The 22,123-nt window shown below is 69.9% G+C and carries 21 protein-coding genes and 2 pseudogenes; 16 read left to right on the top strand and 7 right to left on the bottom strand.

The genetic code is table 11. From position 1 onward, the window contains the following. Positions 1 to 10 precede the first annotated feature (10 nt). Positions 11 to 658: a hypothetical protein gene (locus ACZ6Q9_RS24600; RefSeq protein WP_393455307.1), complete on the bottom strand. Its 648-nt coding sequence runs from the start codon at positions 656 to 658 to the stop codon at positions 11 to 13. A gap of 393 nt (positions 659 to 1,051) precedes the next feature. On the opposite strand from ACZ6Q9_RS24600, the gene ACZ6Q9_RS24595 reads away from it, so the two are divergent. The 3 genes from ACZ6Q9_RS24595 to ACZ6Q9_RS24585 all read left to right on the top strand — a co-directional run bounded on the left by ACZ6Q9_RS24595 (position 1,052) and on the right by ACZ6Q9_RS24585 (position 2,740). Further along, positions 1,052 to 1,447, top strand: coding sequence for a PQQ-dependent sugar dehydrogenase (locus ACZ6Q9_RS24595; RefSeq protein WP_396829719.1), 396 nt, complete (start codon positions 1,052 to 1,054; stop codon positions 1,445 to 1,447). Next, complete coding sequence (locus ACZ6Q9_RS24590) at positions 1,356 to 1,988, top strand: PQQ-dependent sugar dehydrogenase (protein WP_396829717.1); 633 nt, start codon at positions 1,356 to 1,358, stop codon at positions 1,986 to 1,988. Before ACZ6Q9_RS24595 ends, ACZ6Q9_RS24590 begins: the two co-directional genes overlap by 92 nt. 545 nt (positions 1,989 to 2,533) lie before the next feature. Next, positions 2,534 to 2,740 carry a hypothetical protein gene (locus ACZ6Q9_RS24585; RefSeq protein ID WP_393271113.1) on the top strand — a complete coding sequence of 69 codons (207 nt, stop codon included), beginning with the start codon at positions 2,534 to 2,536 and terminating at the stop codon, positions 2,738 to 2,740. 224 nt (positions 2,741 to 2,964) lie between these two features. On the opposite strand, the pseudogene ACZ6Q9_RS24580 reads toward ACZ6Q9_RS24585, so the two are convergent. Together ACZ6Q9_RS24580 and ACZ6Q9_RS24575 are read right to left on the bottom strand one after the other, a co-directional pair. Then, positions 2,965 to 3,030: pseudogene (locus ACZ6Q9_RS24580) on the bottom strand (winged helix-turn-helix domain-containing protein); the annotation flags it as partial. Between the two features lie 136 nt (positions 3,031 to 3,166). Then, the gene (locus ACZ6Q9_RS24575; protein WP_396829671.1) at positions 3,167 to 3,328 is read right to left on the bottom strand and encodes a hypothetical protein; all 162 of its coding nucleotides are present in this window, start codon (positions 3,326 to 3,328) and stop codon (positions 3,167 to 3,169) included. An 820-nt stretch (positions 3,329 to 4,148) separates the two neighbouring features. On the opposite strand from ACZ6Q9_RS24575, the gene ACZ6Q9_RS24570 reads away from it, so the two are divergent. Next, a complete protein-coding gene (locus tag ACZ6Q9_RS24570) occupies positions 4,149 to 4,952 on the top strand; it encodes a metallophosphoesterase family protein (protein ID WP_396829670.1) in 804 nt (267 codons plus the stop codon). 78 nt (positions 4,953 to 5,030) lie between these two features. Here ACZ6Q9_RS24570 and ACZ6Q9_RS24565 read toward each other — a convergent pair whose 3' ends face one another. Further along, positions 5,031 to 6,248, bottom strand: a complete 1,218-nt coding sequence (locus ACZ6Q9_RS24565) for a mandelate racemase/muconate lactonizing enzyme family protein (protein ID WP_393455289.1) — start codon at positions 6,246 to 6,248, stop codon at positions 5,031 to 5,033. 160 nt (positions 6,249 to 6,408) lie between these two features. Here ACZ6Q9_RS24565 and ACZ6Q9_RS24560 point away from each other — a divergent pair, with 160 nt between their 5' ends. The 7 genes and pseudogenes from ACZ6Q9_RS24560 to ACZ6Q9_RS24530 form a co-directional block, all read left to right on the top strand. Beyond that, positions 6,409 to 7,521 (top strand): substrate-binding domain-containing protein, encoded by a 1,113-nt coding sequence (locus tag ACZ6Q9_RS24560; protein ID WP_393455286.1) that lies wholly within the window; start codon positions 6,409 to 6,411, stop codon positions 7,519 to 7,521. Positions 7,522 to 7,608: 87 nt separating this feature from the next. Continuing rightward, positions 7,609 to 8,928 carry an ABC transporter substrate-binding protein gene (locus tag ACZ6Q9_RS24555; RefSeq protein ID WP_393455283.1) on the top strand — a complete coding sequence of 440 codons (1,320 nt, stop codon included), beginning with the start codon at positions 7,609 to 7,611 and terminating at the stop codon, positions 8,926 to 8,928. Positions 8,929 to 8,963: 35 nt separating this feature from the next. Next, on the top strand, positions 8,964 to 9,932 hold the full coding sequence (locus ACZ6Q9_RS24550; RefSeq protein WP_350705220.1) for a carbohydrate ABC transporter permease: 969 nt from the start codon (positions 8,964 to 8,966) through the stop codon (positions 9,930 to 9,932). Next, positions 9,925 to 10,785 carry a carbohydrate ABC transporter permease gene (locus tag ACZ6Q9_RS24545; protein ID WP_393455280.1) on the top strand — a complete coding sequence of 287 codons (861 nt, stop codon included), beginning with the start codon at positions 9,925 to 9,927 and terminating at the stop codon, positions 10,783 to 10,785. The genes ACZ6Q9_RS24550 and ACZ6Q9_RS24545 overlap by 8 nt, the downstream gene beginning before the upstream one ends. 112 nt (positions 10,786 to 10,897) lie before the next feature. Continuing rightward, positions 10,898 to 11,926 (top strand): Gfo/Idh/MocA family protein, encoded by a 1,029-nt coding sequence (locus ACZ6Q9_RS24540; RefSeq protein WP_393268801.1) that lies wholly within the window; start codon positions 10,898 to 10,900, stop codon positions 11,924 to 11,926. Continuing rightward, on the top strand, positions 11,923 to 12,777 hold the full coding sequence (locus ACZ6Q9_RS24535) for a sugar phosphate isomerase/epimerase family protein (RefSeq protein WP_393455277.1): 855 nt from the start codon (positions 11,923 to 11,925) through the stop codon (positions 12,775 to 12,777). Before ACZ6Q9_RS24540 ends, ACZ6Q9_RS24535 begins: the two co-directional genes overlap by 4 nt. After that, positions 12,777 to 13,322, top strand: a pseudogene (locus tag ACZ6Q9_RS24530) (family 20 glycosylhydrolase); the annotation flags it as partial. The gene ACZ6Q9_RS24535 and the pseudogene ACZ6Q9_RS24530, both read left to right, overlap by 1 nt. A 147-nt stretch (positions 13,323 to 13,469) precedes the next feature. Here the strand turns inward: ACZ6Q9_RS24530 and ACZ6Q9_RS24525 are convergent. Beyond that, entirely contained in the window at positions 13,470 to 13,640 is a 171-nt protein-coding gene (locus ACZ6Q9_RS24525) for a type II toxin-antitoxin system Phd/YefM family antitoxin (protein WP_393268795.1), read from the bottom strand. A gap of 34 nt (positions 13,641 to 13,674) precedes the next feature. Between ACZ6Q9_RS24525 and ACZ6Q9_RS24520 the strand changes: the two genes are divergently transcribed. The 4 genes from ACZ6Q9_RS24520 (at position 13,675) to ACZ6Q9_RS24505 (ending at position 18,718) form a co-directional block, all read left to right on the top strand. Beyond that, positions 13,675 to 14,910 carry an RNA-guided endonuclease InsQ/TnpB family protein gene (locus ACZ6Q9_RS24520; RefSeq protein WP_396829669.1) on the top strand — a complete coding sequence of 412 codons (1,236 nt, stop codon included), beginning with the start codon at positions 13,675 to 13,677 and terminating at the stop codon, positions 14,908 to 14,910. A gap of 26 nt (positions 14,911 to 14,936) precedes the next feature. Then, on the top strand, positions 14,937 to 15,659 hold the full coding sequence (locus tag ACZ6Q9_RS24515; RefSeq protein ID WP_393455629.1) for a dihydrodipicolinate synthase family protein: 723 nt from the start codon (positions 14,937 to 14,939) through the stop codon (positions 15,657 to 15,659). 148 nt (positions 15,660 to 15,807) lie between these two features. After that, entirely contained in the window at positions 15,808 to 15,936 is a 129-nt protein-coding gene (locus ACZ6Q9_RS24510; protein ID WP_393268789.1) for a hypothetical protein, read from the top strand. Positions 15,937 to 15,958: 22 nt separating this feature from the next. Further along, complete coding sequence (locus ACZ6Q9_RS24505; RefSeq protein WP_396829668.1) at positions 15,959 to 18,718, top strand: CBM96 family carbohydrate-binding protein; 2,760 nt, start codon at positions 15,959 to 15,961, stop codon at positions 18,716 to 18,718. A gap of 21 nt (positions 18,719 to 18,739) precedes the next feature. Here the strand turns inward: ACZ6Q9_RS24505 and ACZ6Q9_RS24500 are convergent, their stop codons facing one another. After that, positions 18,740 to 19,312 (bottom strand): DUF6892 domain-containing protein, encoded by a 573-nt coding sequence (locus ACZ6Q9_RS24500; protein ID WP_396829667.1) that lies wholly within the window; start codon positions 19,310 to 19,312, stop codon positions 18,740 to 18,742. On the opposite strand from ACZ6Q9_RS24500, the gene ACZ6Q9_RS24495 reads away from it, so the two are divergent. After that, positions 19,311 to 20,057, top strand: coding sequence for an FtsX-like permease family protein (locus ACZ6Q9_RS24495; protein WP_396829666.1), 747 nt, complete (start codon positions 19,311 to 19,313; stop codon positions 20,055 to 20,057). The genes ACZ6Q9_RS24500 and ACZ6Q9_RS24495 overlap by 2 nt on opposite strands. 157 nt (positions 20,058 to 20,214) lie before the next feature. Here ACZ6Q9_RS24495 and ACZ6Q9_RS24490 read toward each other — a convergent pair whose 3' ends face one another. Then, positions 20,215 to 22,122, bottom strand: coding sequence for a DUF2357 domain-containing protein (locus ACZ6Q9_RS24490; protein ID WP_396829665.1), 1,908 nt, complete (start codon positions 22,120 to 22,122; stop codon positions 20,215 to 20,217). Between the last annotated feature and the right edge of the window lies 1 nt (position 22,123).

The following is a 22,123-nucleotide window of genomic DNA, read 5'->3' as shown; positions in this document are numbered from 1 at the left end:
CCGTCAGCCCTCACGCTGGCACGCCCGACACGACGTCCGCGACGTTGCCCTGGTAGCAGGTGGTGGTGGAAATGCTGGGGGCGTTCACCGTCGGGCCGTAGACGATGTACCGCTGGCCCGTCTGCACGTTGCGGCACTGGATCTGGACCCGGTAGCGGCCGGTGTCGCACTGGGCGGTACCCCGGCCGTAGTAGTGGTTGCTCCCCTCGTGGACCCACTCCGCCCACGAGACGCAACCGGTGACACCGACTGTGGGCAGCGGGTCCTCGACGGGGTACACGCCCTCGGCGACGTTGCCGCTGTAGCACTGGGTAGTGGCCGTGCCGGGAGCGTTCACCGCGTAGCCGCCGTAGACGACGTATCCCACGCCTGTCTGCAGGTTGCGGCACTGGAGCTTGACCTTGTAGCGGCCGGTGGCGCACTGCACGTTGCCGCGGCCGTAGTAGTAGCTGTTGCTGCCCTCCTGGACCCACTCCACCCACGTCGTGCAACCGGTGGGGGCGACCTGGACGCCCAGGTCGGAGTGCGCCACCGTGCGGGCCTGGGCCGGGGCGGCCTGGATGGGAGCGGCCTGGACGGGGGAGGCCTGGGCGGGAGTGGCCACGGCGGAAAGGCCGAGAACAGCCGCCGCGACCAGCGGAAGTGAATGCCTGAACAAGTCTGTCTCCTGACGGGGGGCGGGGAATTCGCCGAACGGCAGGGATCATATTAAGAAGCGCTTTGAAGGACGTCTATAGAGCGGCGGAAAAACGCGCTTTTGTCGGCCCACCCCGAACACCGACTGCACACCTTGACGACGGCACTGCGCCGGCTGTCAGCGAGTGCGTCGATACGAATGCCTCCAGGAGACTCCACACGCACATAATCACGATCACGCTGGCCGCGTTGCTGGTGCTTGCCGGCCGTCGTCGCCGACGGGTCGCCTTACCCGAGAACACCGGACCTGCACCGTCCGCCGCGCTCCCCGACGGGACTGACGACGACGCGTACACCGGTCCCGGCCTGATCGGCCGGACGACCGACGACTGGGAAGTCACCGTCGTCAGCGACGATCTCGTACCCGTGGGAAGTCAGGATCTCCGATCAAACCATCATCGTGACCGAACTCGACGGCACCATCGCCATGATCGGGCCCAACGGCACCCTCACCCGCCACCGCGTGCAGACTTCCGACCTGGTCGTACGCAACGGCGGCAGTGGACCGATGGGCCTCGCCCTCGCCGACGACTTCGCCGACACCGGGACCGCCTACGTCTACTACACCTACGATCCGGGCACCGGCCTGACCAACCGCACCGCCGAACTCGCCTTCGACGGCAACGCCTGGGACCGAGCGACGTGTACTTCTCGACCGCATCCCGGGCCACGAGCTCTACAACGGCGGCCGCCTGGCCGTCGGAGTCGATGGCCACCTCTACGCCACGACCGGATGGCGGCACGACAATGACGCAACGCAAGATCTCGACAGCCTCGCCGGGAAGACCTTGCGTTTGACCACCGACGGCCGGGTCCCGGCCGACAACCCCTTCGACGATTCGTACGTGTACTCCTACGGGCACCTCAACCCGCAAGGCCTCGCCGGGGACCCGGCCGGCCAGCACTGGTCGTCCGAACACGGCGAATCCGGCCACGACGAGATCAACCGGATCGTCGCCGACGGCAACTACGGCTGGCCGCTGGTGCAGGGCGACGAACAGCGCGACGGCATGCACGCACCTCATGTCCAATCCGGCAGCAACACCTGGGCGTCCTCCGGCATCGCCTTCGCCGGCGACGACCTGTTCATCGCCGCGCTCAGCGAGCAGATCCTCTACGTTCTGAACAACGCCACCGGCACGCTCGAACCCACCTTCAGCTCCGGAGAACGCGCACGAGCGGTCCTGCCGTACCAAGACGGCGTCTATGTCACCTCGACCAGCACGTCGCCGCGGCCAGACAGCCAGTCCGACGACGCCGACAGGCTGCTCTGGATCCGGCCACGCGGATGAACATCTGGTCGTCGACAGCGCCATGCCCGCCGTCGAACAACGGGGCCCAAGCGTCCCACCGGGCTGATCAAGCACCGGGGTTCCTTACATGACCGACCGGGCTTCCCGTGATACGCGCAAGCGGAGGATCGGGCACCTCGGGACCTTGCCGTGACCGGCCAATCTGACTCGCCCAGGCGGCGGTGGGGGAGTGGCGGCGACACCAGCCACATCATCTGCATGCCCGGCATTACCCGCGGCCAGATCGACGCGTTCGTCGCCGACGTGGCCGTCGTCGCACCACCGAAGTCGATCCCGCAGCCCCGGCTCTCGCCCGAATCGCCCACCAGCATCACTGGGGCACTGACAGTTTCATCTGCCGGCACCGTCCACCGATCCACGGAGCCCGGACCTGCCGCGAGGTGAACGAGATGCCCGACCGCGAGCTGATGCCCGACAGCGCGTCAGCAAGCCGTCCGCTTGACTGGAGCTGCGCATACTGAGAGCAGCGATAGGTGCACGGGCTGTCAATCGGGCTTATGGTCGCTCAACAGACGGAGGTCGACATGCGTTGGCTCATGGTTCTGATCATCGTGTTGGCGGTCGTTGCAGCGGTCTGGCTGTGGCGTCGTTCCCAGCAGAAGGCATCACTCGACGATGGCCAGATTCGTAACCTGCAGGCGTCGACTGAAGCCCGCAGACGACTTGACGAACACCGGAACCCGAGTGACGGCAGCGCAGGCAGCGGCGCGGGCGGGGTCGGTGGTATCTGAGGCATGTAAGGCATCTCCTCGATCAGCAACCCAGGCGGCGGCGATGAGGACCAGGCCGACCCAGTAGGGTCGGACACCGGATCACTGGCGTGCGTCCGCGGGGCGCCCAGGTGTGGGCCTTGGGCGGCCGAAGCGTGTGACCTGCCTCGTCCTGGAAGCAGATCCACGCTCCACGCTCGGCCGCCGCTGTTTTTGCCTGCGGCCACACCTCCCGCCGCCTCGTCGCGTTCGACCGGTCGATGCTTCGGGATCTGCGGGCTGAACCCGATGCGGTGCAACAACAACGACACCCCGCAGGGGGTACCGCTGCCGGAACAGCCGGGCGATCAGCTCCCGCCACCCGGCCCAGGGCCCAGCGCTGGTCCTCGACCCAGCCGTGCGCGGCCGGCCCCTCCTCCAACGCGGTGGCAAGCTGACCCAGTTGCTCTAAGGAACGTCTCGTAGCTTGGTGAACGCGTTGCCCGTGGCCGGGTCGGTGCTCACTCGGGACATCGGCACGACCTGGTGTCCTCTCTCAACCAGGACGTCGACGACGTGGCGGCCCAGCCGCCCGGTTGCTCCCGCCGCCGCGAACCTGGTGATGCTCATGCTGTGTGCCTCTCTTACTCGCTGTAGTCCTGGCCGGGCGGCATGCCGGGGATCGGCTCGGCGATGAGAGCGCCGGGGGTGAAGAAGCCGATGTGGGCGATCGCGATGATGAGCGACCCCATCGCCGTGCCGAGGATCTGCCCGGCGCGCAGCTGTAGCAGGCTGATGGTCGACGGGTGGATCGAACCGTTCTTGAGACCTTGTGCAGGCCTGCGCCGACTTCCGCCATCTCGGGGCCGAACGGGAGAGGGTTGGGCATGCGCGACCGGAGGTTGGTCGTCGTGGGTGTGGACATGCTGTGACTTCCTTGCTCGTGGTGTTGCGTCGTTACGTGCAAGAGATCCCGGCGGCCCGCTTTTTGTGACAGCGGGACCTATGTGACGTAGCCCACCGATCGTCGGTGTCACAAAGCGGCGGGGACCGGGATCGCAGGGGAATCGGCACGGTCGCGAACGAAACAGGCAGGAACCAGCGATGAGCGAACGAAGTGAGCAACCGACGGCCGCAGCTCGTGGCAGTCGCATGGACGCGGCCACCGAGGCGTTCGTCGCTCACCGTAACCTGCTGTTCACTCCCGCCTACGAGATGCTCGGCTCCGCCGTCGCCGAAGACGTCCTGCAGGAGACCTGGCTGCTGTGGGTGGGCGTCGACCTCGGCACGGTGCTGGACCAGCGCGCGTGCCTGATCCGGATCGCCACCAGGCAGGCGCTGAAACGGCTGCGGACGCCGGGCCGGCGCAAGGAGAGTCCCATGCAGCCTGCCCCGTCTGCCGCCAGCAAATCTCAGCGCTGTGGTGGCGGGGTGCGGCTACGGTGTCGGCGTGCGCATCACCGGCCGTGGCGTCGAACCGGTCACCGAGGTGACCTACCAGCGGGCGCGGTCCGGCGGCGGCACCGAGGCGGCCCGGCTAGCGGTCGGACGCCTGGGCGTCGAGGCGTTACCCTCCGGCTGCGACGCGGTGCTGGTCACCGGGGATCTGCAGGGCGTGGCGCCGTCGCCGTGGGGCGGCCCGCCCGTGCTGCTGGGCGTCGCGCTGGCTGACTATCTGCCGGTGTGGGCCGAGCAGGGGCTCATCCCACCGTCGGAGCGCCTCGCCGTGGTCCTCGTCGGGGACCTGTACTCCACCACCCACGCCGACCGGCGCGGCGCCTCCGGCGAGGTCGCCGACGTGTGGTGGGCGCTGGTCGCGGTCGGCTGCCGGCTGGTCGTCGGGGTGGCCGGCAACCACGACGTCATCGCCAGCGACCAGCTGGCCGAACTCGGCCCAGCCGCGGCGCTGCTGGACGGAGGCTGGATCGACCACGGCGGGGTGCGCTTCGCCGGCGTCGGGAGCATCATCGGCGACCCGCGCCGGTCTGGCCGCCGCAGCGAACCCACCCAGCTGGCCCGCATCGGCGCCGCGCTCGCCGCCGATCCCGCCGTGCTCGTCCTGCACGAAGGCCCCCAGGGTGAGGGCAACGACCAGCCCGGCCATCCCGCCATCGGCGCCCATCTGCGCACCCAGGCGCCGGCCCTGACCGTGTGCGGGCACGTGCACTGGGAAACGCCCCTGGCCCGCCTCGGCGCCGGGCACGTGCTCAACGTCGACGGCCGGGCCATCGTGTTGACGCGTGAACCTGACTGACGACCGATCGCAGGTGACACGGCTACCAACGACCGTTTGCCTATTCACAAAGATCCGCACATCGGACCCGGCCTGGGCCTACTCGGCATCACGAGTTCTGTGGGATCTGGCCGGCGGATCGGCGCGGAGCACGTCGACGGCCAGGGCTCGTACTGCGGCTTCGTCCACGTCGACGCCCAGGCCGGGGCCGGTGGGTACTGCGGCCTCCCCGTCGCGTACCTCGACCGTGTGCCCGCCGACGTAGGCGGACTCGATGAACTGTCGGCCGTTGAGGTCGACGGGCGTGTCGATGCCGAACGCCGAGAACAGGTGCAGCGAGGCGGCGAAGCCGAGGTCGGAGTCGGTGAGGCCGGAGCCCATCAGGCGTACCCCGCTGTCCTCGGCGAGGGCGCACATCCGCCGGGACAGGGTGAGGCCGCCGCTGCGCTGCACCTTGGCGATCGCGACATCGACCGCGTCCAGGCGTACGAAGGTGGCGAGGTCGCTGGGGTGGCGCAGGCTCTCGTCGAGCGCGACCGGCACGGGGGAGTGGTCCCGCAGCCGTTGTAGCCCGGTGATCTGGTTGGCCGGCAGCGGCTGCTCGAACGCGGCGACGTCGAGTTCGGCGAGCCGGCGGGCCACCTGTAGTGCCTGGTCGACCTGGTACGCCTGGTTGGCGTCCACCCAGATCGCCGCCTTCGGCGCCGCTCGGCGTACCGCCTCGACGAACGCGAGGTCCTGGTCGATCTCGGCCAGCCCGATCTTGACTTTGAAGGCCGTGTACCCGAGGGCGTGGCCCTCCGTGACGCTGTCGGCGACCGCCTCGGGGGTCTTGGCGGAGATGATCCAGCCGAGTGGGATCCGTCCGACGCGACGTTGCCCCCAGAGCACTCCGAGCGGGACGCCGACCGCCCGTCCGACGAGGTCGTGTAGCGCGATGTCGATCGCGGACTTCGCGATCGGCGCACCGATCGTGAAGCCGCGGTTGATGACCCGGTCGAAGGTTGCCGTGACCGCGTCGAGGTTCCACGCCGGTGCGCCGAGGATCGCGGGCGCGAGGTAGCGATCGATGGTGGTGACGATGCTCTCGGTGGTTTCGTAGGTCCAGGACGGCGTCGGGGTGGCTTCGCCCCAGCCGACGACTCCGTCCGCGGTCACCTTCACCAGCACCCGCCGGCTGGGCTGCCCGACGGTCGCGACGGTCCCTCCGGCGATCTCGAACGAACGGATCGTCGGGAGTTCGACCACAAAGGTCTCCACCCGCTCCACGACGAGACCGTTCAGTGCCCCGGTGTGCTCGGGCCCAAGAGCCGGCATGCCGAATCCCACCTTCCGTGGCATCTATTTGGGAATGAATTCATTCCCACTAGTCGATGGCAATCCGGAGCATACCTGCCCGGCGAGCCGCGTCAAGCAGGGAAAATTCTTGCCGGGAGGGATTGACGGAGGTTTGTCTGCTGCTCAAGAATCCTCAGCCATGACCGACATTGATGGTTTGGATTCATTCCCTCAGGGGACGAAATTCCGAGCCCTGGCGGCCTACCTTCGGCAACAGATCGCCGAAGGTCGGTGGTCGGTCGACGCACGCCTGCCCACCGAGCAGGAGTTCGCCCACACCCACGAGGTGGGGATCAACACGGTCCGCCGCGCGATCAACCTGCTGGTGGACGAGGGGCTGGTACGTCGTCGCCAGGGCTCCGGCACCTACGTGGTGGCGATACCAGCGCAGGTCGGGCGTAGCGCCCGCTTCGTCGGGGTGCTCGTACCGTCCACCTCGTACTTCTACCCACGGGTGATCGAGGGCATCGAGCGGGTGATGACCAGCGCCGGCGTCCGGATCATCCTTTCCAGCTCCGAGTACGACCCGGATCTGGAGGCGCAGCAGATCAACCAACTGCTCGCCGCAGACGTCGACGGCCTGCTGCTCGTGCCCAACCTGCACCTGATCGAGAAGCCCCAGCAGTACGTCGACCAACTGCACCGGCTACCGGTCCCGTACGTGCTCGTGGAACGGAGGCCGCCGGCTCCCGCGCCGGACGACGCGACGCCGTACGTCTGCACCAACCATCTCGGCGGGGGCTACGCCGCGGTACGGCACTTCGTCGAGCTGGGGCACAAGCGGATCGGCCACCTCGGCCGGATCCGGACCGCGACCGCCGACATGGTGGCGGAGGGCTTCGACCGCGCGGTCGCAGACTTCGGCCTGCCTCATCTCCCGGCGGCCGCGGTCCGACGTGAGGAATGGACGTCCGACCAGCTCGCGGCGTACGCACAGATCTGCCGGGACAACGAGATCACCGCGGTGTTCTGCCTCGGCGACCGGGACGCCGCGGGACTGCTGCCCCACGCGCGCCGGCTCGGGCTGACCGTGCCGGACCGGCTGGCGGTGATCGCCTACGACGACGAGGTGGCCGACCTCGGCGAGGTGCCGCTCACCGCCATCTCCCCGCCGAAGACCGAGGTGGGCAAGCTCGCCGCCGAGGTCCTGCTGCGACGCATCGAGCAGGGAGCCTCGGCCCCCGTGCACCAGACCCAACTGCAACCACGCCTGGCGATCCGGGCCTCGTGCGGCGCCGCCCGCGACCGGTAGTCCGTGACCGGCCGAGGGCCAGGCGCACCGTCGAGGCGGTGACCCGAGACCGCTGCCCGCCGGGCGACCAACACAAGGAGATCCACGATGAGGATGCAACGCTTCTCGCCAGGCCGGCGTCTCGTCGCCCTGGCAGGCGTCGCGGCGCTCGCCGCGACGATGATCGGCTGCGGCGCGAGCGACGAGGAGAGCGGCGGCCGGGTGACCATCAGGCTGGGCTACTACGCGGAAGCGGGCGGCCCGGCTGACAAGACGATGCGCTCGCTCGCCGACGAGTTCATGAAGGCGAACTCCGGCATCAAGCTGGAGCTGGAGTCGGCGCCGTACACGGACTTCTTCAAGCGGCTGCGCACCCAACTCGCCGGCGGCAAGGGTCCTGACGTGTGGCTCTCCGACGGGGTGCTGGTGCAGGAGTACGCCGGCCGCAACAGCCTGCGTGACCTCAGCGACTTCGTGAAGACCGTCAACACCGACGACTACTACGGCGTGGACCTCAACCGCGACTCCGACGGCCACATCTACGGCTTCCCGCAGGGCGCGCAGACCCCGGTGCTCTTCTACAACAAGAAGATGTTCGCCGACGCGGGCGTCGCCGAGCCGACCGGAGACTGGACGTACGACGACCTCACCGCGGCCGCGAAGAAGCTGACCCGGGACACCAACGGTGACGGCAAGCCCGACGTGTGGGGGATGCGCGTCTACTCGCCCGGCTTCACCGAGAGTTGGTGGCCGATGGTCAAGGCGTTCGGCGGGGACGTCGTCGCCGACGGGGGGCGGAAGGTCGTCGTCGACAGCCCGCAGAGCCGTGCGGCGCTGGACTGGATGCTGAACGCGATGTACACCGAGAAGGCCGGCCCCGACGTGGTCACGACCAAGGCGCTGGGCAGCCCGCACACGATGTTCGCCAGCAACCGGGTGGCGATGCAGTTCGGCATCTACGCCCGCACCATCCCGGCGAACGCGGCGAAGATCGACCTCGGCGTGGCACCGATGCCGAAGGGCCCGGCGGGCCGCGGCCACGTGGCGATCGCGAACTCCTGGGTGATCAACAAGGCCGCGAACCAGCGGAAGGCCGAGGCCGCCTGGAAATGGATTACCTACTTTGCCTCGGAGAAACCACAGACCACCTGGGCCGGGATCGGCGAGGCGATCCCGATCAACAAGAAGGTGGCCGCGTCCGACGTGTTCCTGAAGCCGGGTACCCCGCCGGCCGACCGGCAGGCATTCCTCGACGCCCTCGCCGACGCCGACGACCTCGGCCTCAACCCGGTGTGGACCGAGTACACCACGGCCGTGGCGAACCAGGTCGACCGGGCGCTCGCCAAGGAGCGGCCCGTCGGTGACGCGCTGACCGAGGCGCAACGGGATGCGCAGCAGATCATCGACCGTTTCTACGCGAAGAAGTGAGTCAGCCCCGCCAGACGGAGGGAGGAGGTGGCGCTGTGACGACCATCGAGGACCGGGTGGAACAGGGGCGTCGCCCCTCCCCCCGGGACGGAAGGAGAACCGGGGATGAACGGCCGGGCTTCGGTCAGCGGGCGTGGGCGACCGTGTTCGCCTTCCCGTACCTGGCACACCTGGTGGTGCTGACCGCGTGGCCCGTACTCGCCCTGCTCTACTTCAGCCTTACCGACTACGACACGCTCTCCCCACCGAGGTGGGTCGGGCTGGACAACTTCCGCCGCCTGCTCGGTGACGAGGCGTTCTGGCGGAGCCTGCTCAACACCGCCTACTTCGCGGTGCTGTTCGTACCCACCCAGACGATCCTCGCGCTGCTGCTCGCGGTCGCGCTGAACCAACGCCTGCGATGGATCTCGCTACTGCGCAGTGCGTACTTCGTGCCGGTCATCTCGTCGTGGGTCGTCGTGGCGTACGTCGCCGACGCGGTCTTCAACCCGCAGTTCGGGATGGCCAACACCGTACTGGGGTGGCTCGGCCTGCCCCAGGCGACCTGGCTGCAGAGTCCGGTGCTCGTCATCCCGACGCTCGCCCTGGTCGCGGTCTGGAAGGGCGTCGGCTACATGATGGTGCTCTTCCTCGCCGGGCTGCAGAACATCCCGGAGGAGCTGTACGAGGCCGCCAAGATCGACGGCGCGTCGGCCTGGCAACGGTTCCGCCGCGTCACCCTCCCCGGGATATCGGGGACGACGTTCCTCGTCCTGGTCCTTTCGACGATCACCACCCTGCAGGCCTTCGAGCAGGTCTACGTGATGACCGGACCGATGCGGGGCCAACCGGCCGGCCAGCCGAACGGGGCGAGCGAGATGACGGTGCTCTTCATGTACCAGCAGGGCTTCGAGTTCTTCAACATGGGCTACGCGTCGGCAGTCGCGTGGGTGCTGTTCGCGCTGATCTTCCTCCTGACGCTGGTCCAGCTCCGCCTGCAGAAGAAGTGGGTGCACTATGCCTGAGACCGGTCGGCGCGGCCGGGTCCGGCGCCGCCAGGACCGACGTGGACACCCGGCCGCGTACCTGTTCGTCGGCCTCGGTGCGGCGATCATGGTCGTTCCGTTCGTCGCCTCCGTGGCCAACTCGCTGAAGAGCTTCGCGCAGTACGTCGCGGTGCCGCCGGTCTGGCTCCCGCACCCGCCCGAGTGGTCCAACTACACGCAGGTGTGGGAACGCGCCCCCTTCGGCCTGTACGCCTGGAACAGCTTCCTCATCGCGAGCCTTTCCGTGGTCGGCAACGTGGTCACCAGCGCGATGGTGGGCCACGCGCTGGCCCGGATGAAACTGCCGGGCAAGGACGTGCTGCTCGCCGCGGCGCTCGGCACCCTGATGCTGCCCACCGTCGTGACGATCATCCCCAACTTCATCCTGTACAAGCACCTCGGTTGGCTCGACACCATGCTGCCGCTGGTGGTGCCGTACTGGCTGGCGACGCCGTTCGGGATCTTCCTGATGCGCCAGACGTTCCTCGCGATCCCCCGCGACTTCGAGGAGGCGGCGGCGCTCGACGGAGCCAACCCGTGGCAGGTGTTCTGGCGGGTCCACATGCCGCTCGCCAAGCCGGCACTCGCGACACTCGGCGTATTCACCTTCATGGCGTCCTGGGGCGCCGTGCTCGAGCCCACGATCTACCTCACCTCGCCGGAGAACTACACCCTGCCCATCGGGGTGATGAGCCTGCAGGGCCAGTTCATGGGCAACGACCAGCTCGTCACCGCCGCCGCGCTGATGTCGCTCCTGCCCATGCTGCTGTTGTTCCTGCTCGCCCAGCGCTACTTCGTTCGCGGCGCGATGGCCAGCGGTCTCAAGGGCTGATCAGCGCTCGCCTGCCGCCCCGTCACCACGAGCGTGGGGACGGTCCGCCCCCGAGCGCCCCTGGCCACCCTCGCCCTACCGACACACCTGTCCTGATCGAAAGGAACGTGCAGTGACCGAAACATGGGGGAATCGACCATTCCGCGTCGGCGTGATCGGGGCGGGCAGCGTCGCCGCCCTGCACCTCGACGCGGCCGCCGGCCTGCCCGAGGTCGAGGTCGCCGCGGTCTGCGACGTACGGCTGCCGGCCGCCGAGCAGCTCGCGGCCCGGTTCGGCGCCCGCGCGTATGCCGACCACGCCGTGATGTTCGCCGCCGGCGGGCTGGACGGAGTGCTGATCACCGCGCCGCACACGCTGCACGCACCGATCACCGTGGACGCCGCCGCAGCCGGACTGCACGTCCTGGTGGAGAAGCCGATGGCCACCAGCGTCGAGGACACCCAGCGGATGATCGACGCCTGCGCGACCCACGGGGTACGCCTTGCCGTGGGCCACGTGCTGCACTTCCTGCCGACGGTCCGCGAGGCGTGGCGGACCCTGCGGTCGGGAAGCCTCGGCCGGCCCGTAGTGATCACCGAGCGGCGTACCGCGCGGTACGAGCGGGGTTCCCGGCCGGACTGGTTCTTCGACCCGACGCTCGCCGGCGGCGGCATCGTGATGAACGTCGGCACACACAGTATCGACAAGGCTCACTGGCTCGGCGACGCGCCCGCCGTCAGCGTGCACGGGTACGTCTGGCACCAGCCGGGCGTCGAGGTCGAAACCGAGTCGGTCGGCCTGCTGGAACTGGCGAACGGGGTACGGGTCATGCTCTCGGTCACCGGGACCGGCCTGCCGTTCCAGGACGAGACCGAGGTGGTGTGCGAGCACGGCGCGCTGCGGTTGTCCCGGCGCGACGGGCTGTGGACGTACCAGGGGGACGACGCGGTGCAGGTGGTCACGCCCGAGCAGGACGACATCGTGGCGGCGTTCCGGGAGCAGTTGGCGGACTTCGTCGCGAGCTGCCGCGACGGGCGGGTGCCGGCGGTCGACGCGGCGTACGGGCAGTCGGTCGTGGCCACCGCGCTCGCGCTGTACGAGTCGGCCGAGCGTGCCGACACCGTGCGGATCCCCGGTCCGACCGTGGAGGTGGCGGCGTGAGCGAGCGGAGCGAGCGAACCATTCGGCTCAGCGGCGTGAGCGGCGTCGACACGGTACCGGCGTGGGCAGCGGGCCGACTCGCGTTCAGCACCCTCGGCTGCTCGGCCGAGCCGGTCGAATCGGTGCTGGAGCTGGCCCGGCGTACCGGCTGCCACGGCGTGGAGCTTCGCTGCGCCGAGGGTGAGCCGGTCGCGCCCGACACCCCGGCCGGCACGCTGCGAGAGACCGGGAAGCGGTTCGCGGACGCGGGTGTCGAGCCGATCTGCGTCGCCTCGTACGTGCGTGTCGCGGCACCGGACGGTGACCCGGTCACCGACCTGCTGCACCACGTCGAGATCGCCGAGCACCTGGGCGCCCGCTACGTGCGGGTCTTCGGCGGCCGGGACGGCCAGGCCGACCCGCATCCGGTGGCGGTGCAGCGGCTCGGCGAGGTGGCCCGGAGGATCGAGGGCGGGCCGGTGACGGTCCTGCTGGAGACCCACGACGTGTTCTGCTCGGCACGCGCCGTCGCGGCGGTGCTCGCCGAGGTCGACTCGCCCGTGGTGGCCGCCCTGTGGGACGCGGTTAACCCGTGGCGGGTGGGGGAGAGCGCCCGCGAGGCGGCCGACGCGCTGGCGCCGTGGCTGCGACACGTACAGCTCAAGGACGTCCGGGCGACCGACGACCTGGCTCCGGTGCTGCCGGGGCATGGCGCGGTCCCGCTGGGCCAGATCCTCAGCGAGCTGGACCGCCTCGACTACCGGGCCTGGCTGTCCCTGGAGTGGGAACGGGCCTGGTTCCCCGAGGCGCCGCCGCTGGCCGACGCGCTCGGCGCGTTCCGGGCGGTACTCGCTGCGCACCGGGCGGCGTGATGACCTCGTTGATCCCGTATCCCGCGGCGGTTCGCCGGCACTCCGGTGCGCTGCGTGTCGCCGGGCCGGTGCCGGTCGTGGCCGTGCCCGAGGCCGAGGGGGTCGCCGACTGGCTCGCGGAGGTGCCCGGGTTCACCCGCGCCGTGCTGTCCGACGCCCCGGTGCGCCTGACCCTCGACGATCGCCTGGCACCGGAGGGCTACCGGCTCACCGTCGACGAGCGCGGTGTGGAGATCACCGGAGGCGCGCCTGCCGGGGTGTTCTACGGCGCCCAGACGCTGCGCCAGCTGCTGCCGGACGGCGCGTCCGGCCGGACCGTCAGCCTTCCGCACCTCGAGGTGGCCGACGCCCCCCGGTTCGGCTGGCGCGGCGTGATGCTCGACGTGGCGCGGCACTTCATGCCCAAGGAGTTCGTGCTGCGCTTCATCGACCTGCTCGCGCTGCACAAGCTCAACGTGCTGCACCTGCACCTCACCGACGACCAGGGCTGGCGGCTGGAGATCCCGCGCTACCCGCGGTTGACCGAGATCGGGGCGTGGCGCGCCGAGACCCTGGTCGGACACGCCCGCCAGACCCCCCGCCGGTACGACGGGCTGCGGCATGGCGGCTACCGGAATGCGGGCCAGTGCTCCGCCCTTCAGGGCGGGGGTGAAGGCCCGCGCTGGGAGGGCCGCCAAGGCCCGAGCAGTGCCTTAACCTGCAGCTTGCTCGCTCTGCTCAGCCACGGGAACCGGCACGATGGCGGCGATCCGACGGCCGTTACGGGTCACGTAGATCGTCCGGTTGCGGACGGCGGTGTCGTTCAGGATCTCGGCCAGGTTTTTCCGCAGGTCGGCCACGCTGATGTCGTTCGTGTCGGTCATGGCGCTGATCGTACTCCGTTGTACACTGCTGTACGTGCAGCTCCGTTACAACTACCGGCTCTACCCGGACGCCGCCCAGCGCGAAGCGCTGGCACGGTCGTTTGGGTGCGCCCGGGTGGTGTTCAACGACGGGCTGCGCCTGCGCCAGCAGGTCCGCGAGGCGGGCGGGAAGTACGTCTCCGACGCCGACCTGTCAAAGCTGGTCATCACCCAGGCCAAGGACACCCCGCAACGGGCGTGGCTGGGCGAGGTGTCCGCCGTGGTGTTGCAGCAGGCCCTGGCGGATCTGAACACCGCGTACCGCAACTTCTTCGCCTCGATCACGGGCAAGCGCAAGGGGCGCACGGTCGCGCCACCACGGTTCCGGTCACGCAAGGACAACCGGCAGGCGATCCGTTTCACCAAGAACTCCCGGTTCAAGGTCCTCGACAACGGCCGCCTGCGCCTGCCAAAGATCGGCGACGTGCATGTGCGCTGGTCGCGGGACCTGCCGTCCGAGCCGTCGTCCGTGACGGTGATCAAGGATGCGGCGGGCCGATACGTCGCCTCGTTCGTCGTGCAGACCAACACGGAGGAGACACTGCCGCCGGTCGACTCCGAGGTGGGTATCGACCTGGGCCTGACGCACTTCGCGGTGCTGTCGGACGGCACGAAGGTCGCCGCGCCGAAGTTCCTGCGTCGCGCCGCGCGCAAACTCAAGCGATTGCAGCAGGACCTCTCCCGCAAGCAGCGCGGGAGTCAGAACCGCAAGAAGGCCGTCGTCAAGGTCGCCCGCGCGCATGCGCGGGTGGCCGACACCCGGCGGGACTGGCAGCACAAGCTCTCGACACGGATCATCCGCGACAACCAAGCGGTGTACGTCGAGGACCTGTGCGTGACCAGTCTCGGCCGCACCAGGCTCGCCAAGTCGGTCCACGACGCCAGGTGGGCCAGCTTCACCGCCATGCTGGAGTACAAGGCCGCCCGGTACGGGCGCGTGTTCGCCAAGGTCGACCGGTTCGCGCCCACGTCGCAGACATGCTCTGCGTGCAGCCGGATCGACGGACCGAAACCGCTGTCCGTCCGGTCGTGGACCCGCCCGTGCGGCGCGGCCCACGACCGGGACATCAACGCGGCCATCAACGTGCTCGCGGCGGGACGCGCCGAGAGCCTAAACGCCTGTGGAGCGCAGGTAAGACCAGCACGGGTGCTGGCACCGCGCCGGGAAGCAGGAATCCGCCCGGACGCCGCGTGTTCCACGCGAAGCGTGGAGGGAATCCCCGTCCTTTAGGGCGGGGAGATCGTCAACACCTCGCCATGGTGATCCTGCGCGGGTTGGCGGAGCTGACGGACGACGAGCTCATCGCGCACATCGAGGCGGTCGGCGAGGTGCTCCCGGTGTTCGGCTTCTACCTTCAGCCCGCGGTCGGCGGTCGGACGCTCGGGTTCGACTTCTGGGCCCGGCTCGCCGAACTGCCCTGCCTGGCGGCGATCAAGATCGCGCCGTTCGACCGGTACCGCACCCTCGACGTGGTCCGGGCGGTCTGCGAGTCCGCACGGGCGGCGGAGATCGCGCTCTACACCGGCAACGACGACAACATCATCGTCGACCTGCTCACCACGTACCGCTTCCCGGTGAGTGGCGGCCAGGTCAGCAAGCGGATCGTGGGTGGGCTGCTCGGCCAGTACGCCGTGTGGACCCGCCGCGCCGTGGAACTGTTCGAGCGGGCCCGCGAGGCGGCACGGACCGGACAGCTCGACGAGGAGCTGCTCACGACGGCCGCGAGGTTGACCGACGCCAACGCGGCCGTCTTCGACGTCGCCAACGGCTTCGCCGGCTGTGTCGCCGGAATCCACGAGGTGCTGCGGCGCCAGGGCCTGCTGGACAAAGTACGGCTGCTCGACGAGCGGGAGCGGCTCTCGCCCGGGCAGGCGGCGGAGCTCGACCGGGTGATCCGGGCGTACCCCGATCTGCAGGACGACGCGTTCGTCGCCGCGCACCTGGACCGCTGGCTCGACACATGGCAGGAGGAGCCGTGAACGTCCCCCACGCCGTCCGCGTGCTCACCGTCGACAGTTGGTCGGAGCCCACGATCACGTGGAACAACCGGCCCACCGCGGGAGCGACCCCGCTAGGCACCCTGCCGGTGACGACACCGGGTGGTAGGCGATCGACGTCACCGGTGCCGTGAACAGCAATCTCAACGACGGCCAGATCACCTTCCGACTCGCCGACGACTCGGTCGCCGACCGGCTGGTGGTCATCGATTCCCGCGAGTACGCCGCGGGCACCGAGCCGTACCTCCTCATCTCCTGAACCCCCCGAGAGGAGCACCCCCGTGTCCCTGATCCGAAGCAAGTCCTGGCGCTCGCGGCTGACGCTGTCTGCCGCCGTGCTGGCCGCTCTGCTGCTGCCGCCCGGGCAGCCCGCCTCCGCCGCCGCGCCCTCGGTCACCATCGATTCGCACACCAGCGGTGCCGCGGTGCCGGCCGGGACCGTCCGCCTGTCGGGCAGCTACACCGACGCGTACGAACTGACCGTCGTGCTCGACGGCCGCAGCACTCCCCGCGTACACACCGTGGACCCGGACGGCGACGACACCGGCACCTGGTACTACGACCTGGACACGACCGGCGTGGACGGTGAGATCGAGGTCGCGGTGCGCGCCAAGCGGACCGACAACCGTTACGGTGTCTGGTCCCCGTTCGTCACCCTGCGGGTGGACAACCCGGCCGCCAACGTCCCGGTCGTGACGGTGACCAGTCCCGATGACGGCGGTACGGTGCGGCAGCCGACACCGGTCCGCGTCTCGGTCGCCGCGCACAACACCGTGCGTGAGGTGTCGGTACGCGTCAACGGCGGAGCCTGGCTGCGGGCGCTCGGGGAGAAGGGCACCTACACCCATCTGTGGGATCCCCGCGAACTCGGTGACGCCATGGTGAGCATCGAGGCCAGGGCGGTCGACGCGTACGGCAACACCGGGTACAGCCCGACCGTCTACGTCGCGGTCGGCGCGGGCGCTGCCGAGCCGGTACGGGTCGGCCCGCAGGACCGGGCGATGTGGATCTGGGAGCGGGCGTCGTACGGCCTGGTCCTGAACCCCGGATCCCGCCGGCTGCTCGCGACGACGGCGCGCGACGCCGACACCTTCGGCTCGCGGCCGATCGCCACGCTCTATGTCGGCGTGGACCGGTACGGCGACCTGGACATGCTCTACGACAAGCGCGCCGAGGTGCGGGACTTCGTGAGCTGGGCCCACGCGCAGGGTTTCACGGTGTACGCCACGATCGCCGGCGGGACCCAACCGCCGTTCCTCGGCGGGCTGGAGCGCTACCACCCCCGCGCGGTCCGGGAGATGGAGAAGATCCTCAACTACAACCTCGCCTCGCGGCCGGCGGAGCGGTTCGACGGGGTCAACGTGGACATCGAGCCCTACATCTATCCCGGGTTCGCGGCTGAGAAGCCGGCGCTGCAACTGCAGTGGCTCGAGATTCTGGAGAAGCTGATCCAGCGCAGGAACGCGGCGGGTTCGCCACTGGCGTTCGGCCCGGCGATCCCGCGCTGGCTGGACGTCAACCCGTGCTGCACCGGCATCACCTGGAAGGGCGCCACCAAACCGCTCAGCGAACACATCCAGGACCTGAGCGACTACATCTCGATCATGGACTACCGGGACACCGCGGAGGGGTCGGTCGGCATCATCGCCCAGGCCCAGTCCGAGATCGCGTACGCCGAGGCGATCGGCAAGCCGAACTCGGTGGTGATCGGGGTGGAAACGCTGGACATCGCCTGGAGCGGCGACCCGGAGACCATCACCTTCCGCGAGGAGGGGCGCGCCGTCGCCGAGCGCGAACTGCGGAAGGTGTACGACGCTTTCGCCGGCAGTCCGGCATTCGGCGGCATCGCGATGCACCACTACGACTCCATCCGCTGGCTCCCGTCGGTGTGGGGGCCCAACGCCGTGTACGCGCCGCTGCCGGCCGACACCGGCCCGCCCGGCGTGGTGAGCTCGCCGCCGACGGCGAACGCCTTCGACCACCAGAGCATCGATCTCGTCTACGGCCGGGCCTTCGACGACACCGAGGTGGAGCACTACAACATCTACCGGTCCACCGATCCGGGCTTCACGCCCGACCCGAAGAACCTCGCCGGGCAGTCGCGCGGCCTGACCTTCACCGACTCCGGCCTGCTGCCGGACACCACCCACCACTACCGGGTCGCCGCCGTGGACGTACACGGCAACGTCGGGCCGGCCTCGCCGGCTGTCTCCGCCACCACCGCCGGCACCCACCTGCGGCCACTGATCGTCTCCGAGCTGACGGTGAGCGCCGCGGGCGGTCCGGCGACCGTGCGGCTCCGGGTGACCGATCTGGTCACCGGGGAGCCGGTGGCGGCGGCCGTGCACGGCCGGTTCACCAAGATGGCGGGCCGGTACGTGACGATGAGCGCGAACTCGGACGGCCAGGCGTCGGGCGTCTCGGAAACGATCGGCTTCCGGGCCGGTGAGGTGGGCTTCCAACCACTGCGGATCACCGCACCCGGCTACTACTGGGCATCCGCCCACGACCGGGCCCGGAACGTGGAGACCAGGTGGCAGACCACGACGCCGTTGGTCGCCGACACCTTCGTACGCGCCGGTGCGTACGCGGACACCGCCTACGGCTCAGCGAGCGAGTTGGAGATCGCCGACCTCCCCGACACGCAGAGTCCGGACGGCGACCGGATGGCCTACCTGAAGGCCGGACTCGGCGGCTACCCGGGCACTGCGACTGTCTCCGCCCGGCTGTACTTCCATGTCGGTTCGGTGTCGCCGGGCGTCGGCGCCGTACCGGTGACGGTGCGGGCGCTGGCCGACGACTCATGGTCGGAGAGCGGCGTGAGCTGGAACAGCCGCCCGTCCAGCGTGGGCGGAAGCGTGCTCGGGACCGTCCGGGTGGATCGCCCCGGCTGGTACTCGGTCGACGTCACCGGCGCGGTCAACGCCAACCTGGCCGACGGAGCCCTGACGCTTCGACTCTCCGACGACCCGACCGCTGGGCGACTGGTCGCCATCGACAGTCGGGAGAGCGACCGGCAGCCGTACCTGATCATCTACTGACACCGGTGGCTCTGGCGCCCATCAACGGTGGACCGTCGTTCCGCGGGCCTCCAAGCGGGTCAGGACATCGGGGTCGTCGAGGTGCGCCAGCGAGACGTCGAGGGTGTGTAGCGCAGGCAGCGACTCCAGCGCCGCCGCTCCCGTGCATTTCCCGGTCAGTACCAGTTCCGACAGGGCCGGGTGGCCGGTCAGCGGGGTCAGCTCCAACGGCCCTCGACGGTAGCCGTGGCCGTCCAGGTCCAGGGACCGCAGGCTGGACAGTGCGTGAAGGCCCTCCAGCGACGTCACGTTGTAGTCGTCGGACTCGCCGCCGGTGTCGATGTCCAGGGTCTGCTCGATCAGCATGTAGATGTCGCTGCCGCCGTCGAACTGCAAGTGGGTGATCGCTGCAGCCTCGGCCGACGGCACCGCGACGGCATGTAACAGCTTCAGTGACGCCTCCAGGCGCGGGCCTGGACCTGGGTAGCCGTCCTCGGGGCCATCGGGGCCGGTCGAATCGATGAGCGCCTTGAGGTCGTCGGCAGCGATCGCGTCATCCAGCAGGGCGTCCAGGACGCCCAGGTGCAGGCCGAGGTCGGCGAAGATGAGGGTCATGATCCCGACCGTATCTTGTTACCCGGCTTGGCTTAGGACGGGGAGCGGGTCGTCGTTCGAGTCAGGCGGGGCTGGTGACGGTTCGGAGGCGGCCGGTGCGGTGGAAGCGGACCAGCCGTCGGGTCAGGACGACGACCATGGCCCACTGCGCCGGCGGGGGCGTATCTGGCTGTCGCGGCGGCTGCCCACCGCCCTGCTGATCGGGGTGCGCATCAACGCGCGCCGGCCGCGCCGCGCCCGGCTGGTCACCGTGAACACGCTGATCACCACGACCGCGCTCGTCGCCATGCTCATCGTCAACACCCGTGTGGAGCACTTCGACCTCGGCTACACGGAGCTCGCCAACCCCCGCAGCGAGCGAATGGACCAGGCCTTGCTCGTTGTCATCGTCGTGCTGTTCATTCTTGCGCTCATCAATGCCGTCGTGAGCAGCTGGACCGCGGTCCTCGATGCCCGGCAGCCGCTGGCCGTCGCGCGGACGCTCGGCGCCACGCCCGCTCAGGCCGGCGTGGGCCTGGCGGTAGCGCAACTGCTTCCCGCCATACCCGGCGTCATCGCGGGGATACCAGCCGGCATCGGTCTTGTCGCGTTCGTCAGCACCGGCGAGGTCCAGTACCCACCCGGTTCCTGGCTGCTCGCCACCGTGCTCGGAGTCCTGCTCGCCTTCGCCGCGCTCACCGCCGTCCCCGCGATGGTTGCCACACGGCGCCCGGTCGTGGACGTACTCCGGTCCGCACCGACCTGACAGCCGTCGACGGCTGTAGTGCCGCTCGCGGCCCTACAGCCGAGCGGAGCAAGACCGCCGTCGGGAGCTTGGCCCCGATGGTGGCCACGACCCGGTCGAACTGGGCTCGGACGGCGTCGGCGTCGGGTTGGTCGAAGATCGTGCCCGTGCAGACCATTCACGTCTCCGAAGCGAAGGCCTCGATGACGCCTTCCGCTGTCTGACGCCCGTCGGAGTCAGCCCAGCAGGTGCATCCCGGTCGCCCAGCACACTCTTGGCATCTGGGGCACCGGAACCGCGATCCGGGAGCGGTTTCCGTGGCGGTGCACGGCATTGCCAGCACATCCGCACCGGCTGTCCGGTCGATTCGATCCCCGTCGGCGGTGTCGATGATGGCGTTGTGCGGCCACAGCACCGGGTACCGGGCACCACACGAACAGACCCGGCTGCCCCAGACGGCCTCGCAGGTGCTGCACCGCGCCTGAAAGGTGTCGCGGTCCCGCACGTGCAGCCGCGCCCCGGGCTCCTGGCAGATCGGGCAGGTGTCGAACCGGCAGAAGGCCACCCCCGCCGCGTCCAGGGCGGCCGTCAGCGCTGCCGGCAGACTCTGACTTTCCCGGCTTCGACTTTGGTGCCCGTCCACCGCCTGCCGGATCAGGTGCGACCGCTCCTCGGGGGTGGGTCGGCGGAGCAGCAGCACCCGCCGGCCGCCCACCGGGCGCAGCCAGTCTGCGGCCGGCAACTCCGGCACCGGACCGGGAAGTGTCACCGGTAGCGGGTATCCGTGGCTGAACCACCGGCCCTGCAGCGTCCACCGGAGGGCCCGCCCCAGCCGCTCCTCGCCCTCGACCTCCAACGGGCTGATCGGCACGAGGCAGGCCGTCGTCCCGAAACCCGCCGGATGCAGCCCCCGACGTACCGGGCGGGGCAGCGACGACCGGGTGGTCCGGAGGCCGGGATAGACGACGACGACCGGACCGGGCAGTGCCGCCAGATCGGCGAGCCAGCCCTGCCGGACAGGTTCGGGGACCCTCGCGCCGAGGTCTCGCGGGTCGGTCACGATTCGGGTCACTTCCGTCCCGCCGGCGTGTACGCCGACCGTGCCGTCCTCGCTCATCGACCACGTCAACTCCTCCGCCGGGCCGCGCAGCCGGAGCCGGGTGCCCGCTGCCGGAGCGGGGGCGTCCGGGTCGTCCGGCCGGTACCCGAGCAGCGCCAGGGCCCGCAGCGACAGTGCGGCGACGTACGTTCGGTAGGCGGCGGGGAAGTCCCGGCTGTCGGCCCGTGCCTGGTCCGTCTCCGCCGCCTGCTGCACCGCCCAACGCTCCCAGAGCTTCCCGACCCGCCGGTACCGGCGATCGTTGGTGAACAGGTTCGTCCACCTGAGCCGCATCGGTAACCGCGCCCGCCGGTCGGCGTGGGTGAGTGCGGGGGAGTGGCGCAGGGCCCGTAGCCGGCCCCGCGCGTTCGCCAGTTCCGCGTGGGTCGCCTCGATGGCGGCGGCCGACGCCGCCTTGTCCGACACCGCCACCGCCACCAGTTCGGCGATCCGTTCCCGCCGCCGCCAGGAGCTGGTGCCGTGCAGCGCGCCCACGAACGCGCTCATGTCGGCGAGGCCCGCGCCGAGCAGGGCCAGTTCGTGGATCCGCCTGGTCAGGTACTCGTCCAACCGGTCCACCAGCTGCGCCGCCACCCGGTTCTCGTAGAAGTCGACGTCCTCGACGTAGCGCAGCGACAGCACTCGCAGCGGATGGATGCGTCCGTGCTCGACCCCGGCCCATTCCTCCGGATGGCCGGCGAGTCGGGCCAGGCCGGCTGGTGGGACCCGGCGGGCGACATCCGCCCGGACCACCTCCTCCGTCCGCGCGAGGCGGTCGTGCGGGCGGAGGCAGACGTGCGCGAGGTTGTCCAGGCCGCGCTGGATCTCCCGGTCGAAGTCGCGCAGCGAGGCCCGCTCGAAGGTGTCCGGGACGAACATGTTCGTCGTCATCCAGGCGCCGACGTCGCCGGCCCGGGTGAGAACCCGCGAGGTGTCGATGACCGAGCCCACCACCAGGGGGTCGGCGGCACCCGTCCGATCGGCCACG

It is taken from the genome of Micromonospora sp. NPDC049139, assembly GCF_055586845.1.
Note: the sequence above shows the minus strand (reverse complement) of the source record. Positions and strands in the feature narration are given on the sequence as shown.

What these genes read in the sequence shown, in the direction of transcription:
- ACZ6Q9_RS24575 (WP_396829671.1), bottom strand. Translation starts at nt 3,328, where the DNA reads ATGAGCATCACCAGGTTCGCGGCGGCGGGAGCAACCGGGCGGCTGGGC.
- ACZ6Q9_RS24525 (WP_393268795.1), bottom strand. Translation starts at nt 13,640, where the DNA reads ATGACCGACACGAACGACATCAGCGTGGCCGACCTGCGGAAAAACCTG.
- ACZ6Q9_RS24565 (WP_393455289.1), bottom strand. Translation starts at nt 6,248, where the DNA reads ATGCCGGCTCTTGGGCCCGAGCACACCGGGGCACTGAACGGTCTCGTC.
- ACZ6Q9_RS24585 (WP_393271113.1), top strand. Translation starts at nt 2,534, where the DNA reads ATGCGTTGGCTCATGGTTCTGATCATCGTGTTGGCGGTCGTTGCAGCG.
- ACZ6Q9_RS24555 (WP_393455283.1), top strand. Translation starts at nt 7,609, where the DNA reads ATGAGGATGCAACGCTTCTCGCCAGGCCGGCGTCTCGTCGCCCTGGCA.
- ACZ6Q9_RS24560 (WP_393455286.1), top strand. Translation starts at nt 6,409, where the DNA reads ATGACCGACATTGATGGTTTGGATTCATTCCCTCAGGGGACGAAATTC.
- ACZ6Q9_RS24515 (WP_393455629.1), top strand. Translation starts at nt 14,937, where the DNA reads ATGGTGATCCTGCGCGGGTTGGCGGAGCTGACGGACGACGAGCTCATC.
- ACZ6Q9_RS24495 (WP_396829666.1), top strand. Translation starts at nt 19,311, where the DNA reads ATGATCCCGACCGTATCTTGTTACCCGGCTTGGCTTAGGACGGGGAGC.
- ACZ6Q9_RS24545 (WP_393455280.1), top strand. Translation starts at nt 9,925, where the DNA reads ATGCCTGAGACCGGTCGGCGCGGCCGGGTCCGGCGCCGCCAGGACCGA.
- ACZ6Q9_RS24500 (WP_396829667.1), bottom strand. Translation starts at nt 19,312, where the DNA reads ATGACCCTCATCTTCGCCGACCTCGGCCTGCACCTGGGCGTCCTGGAC.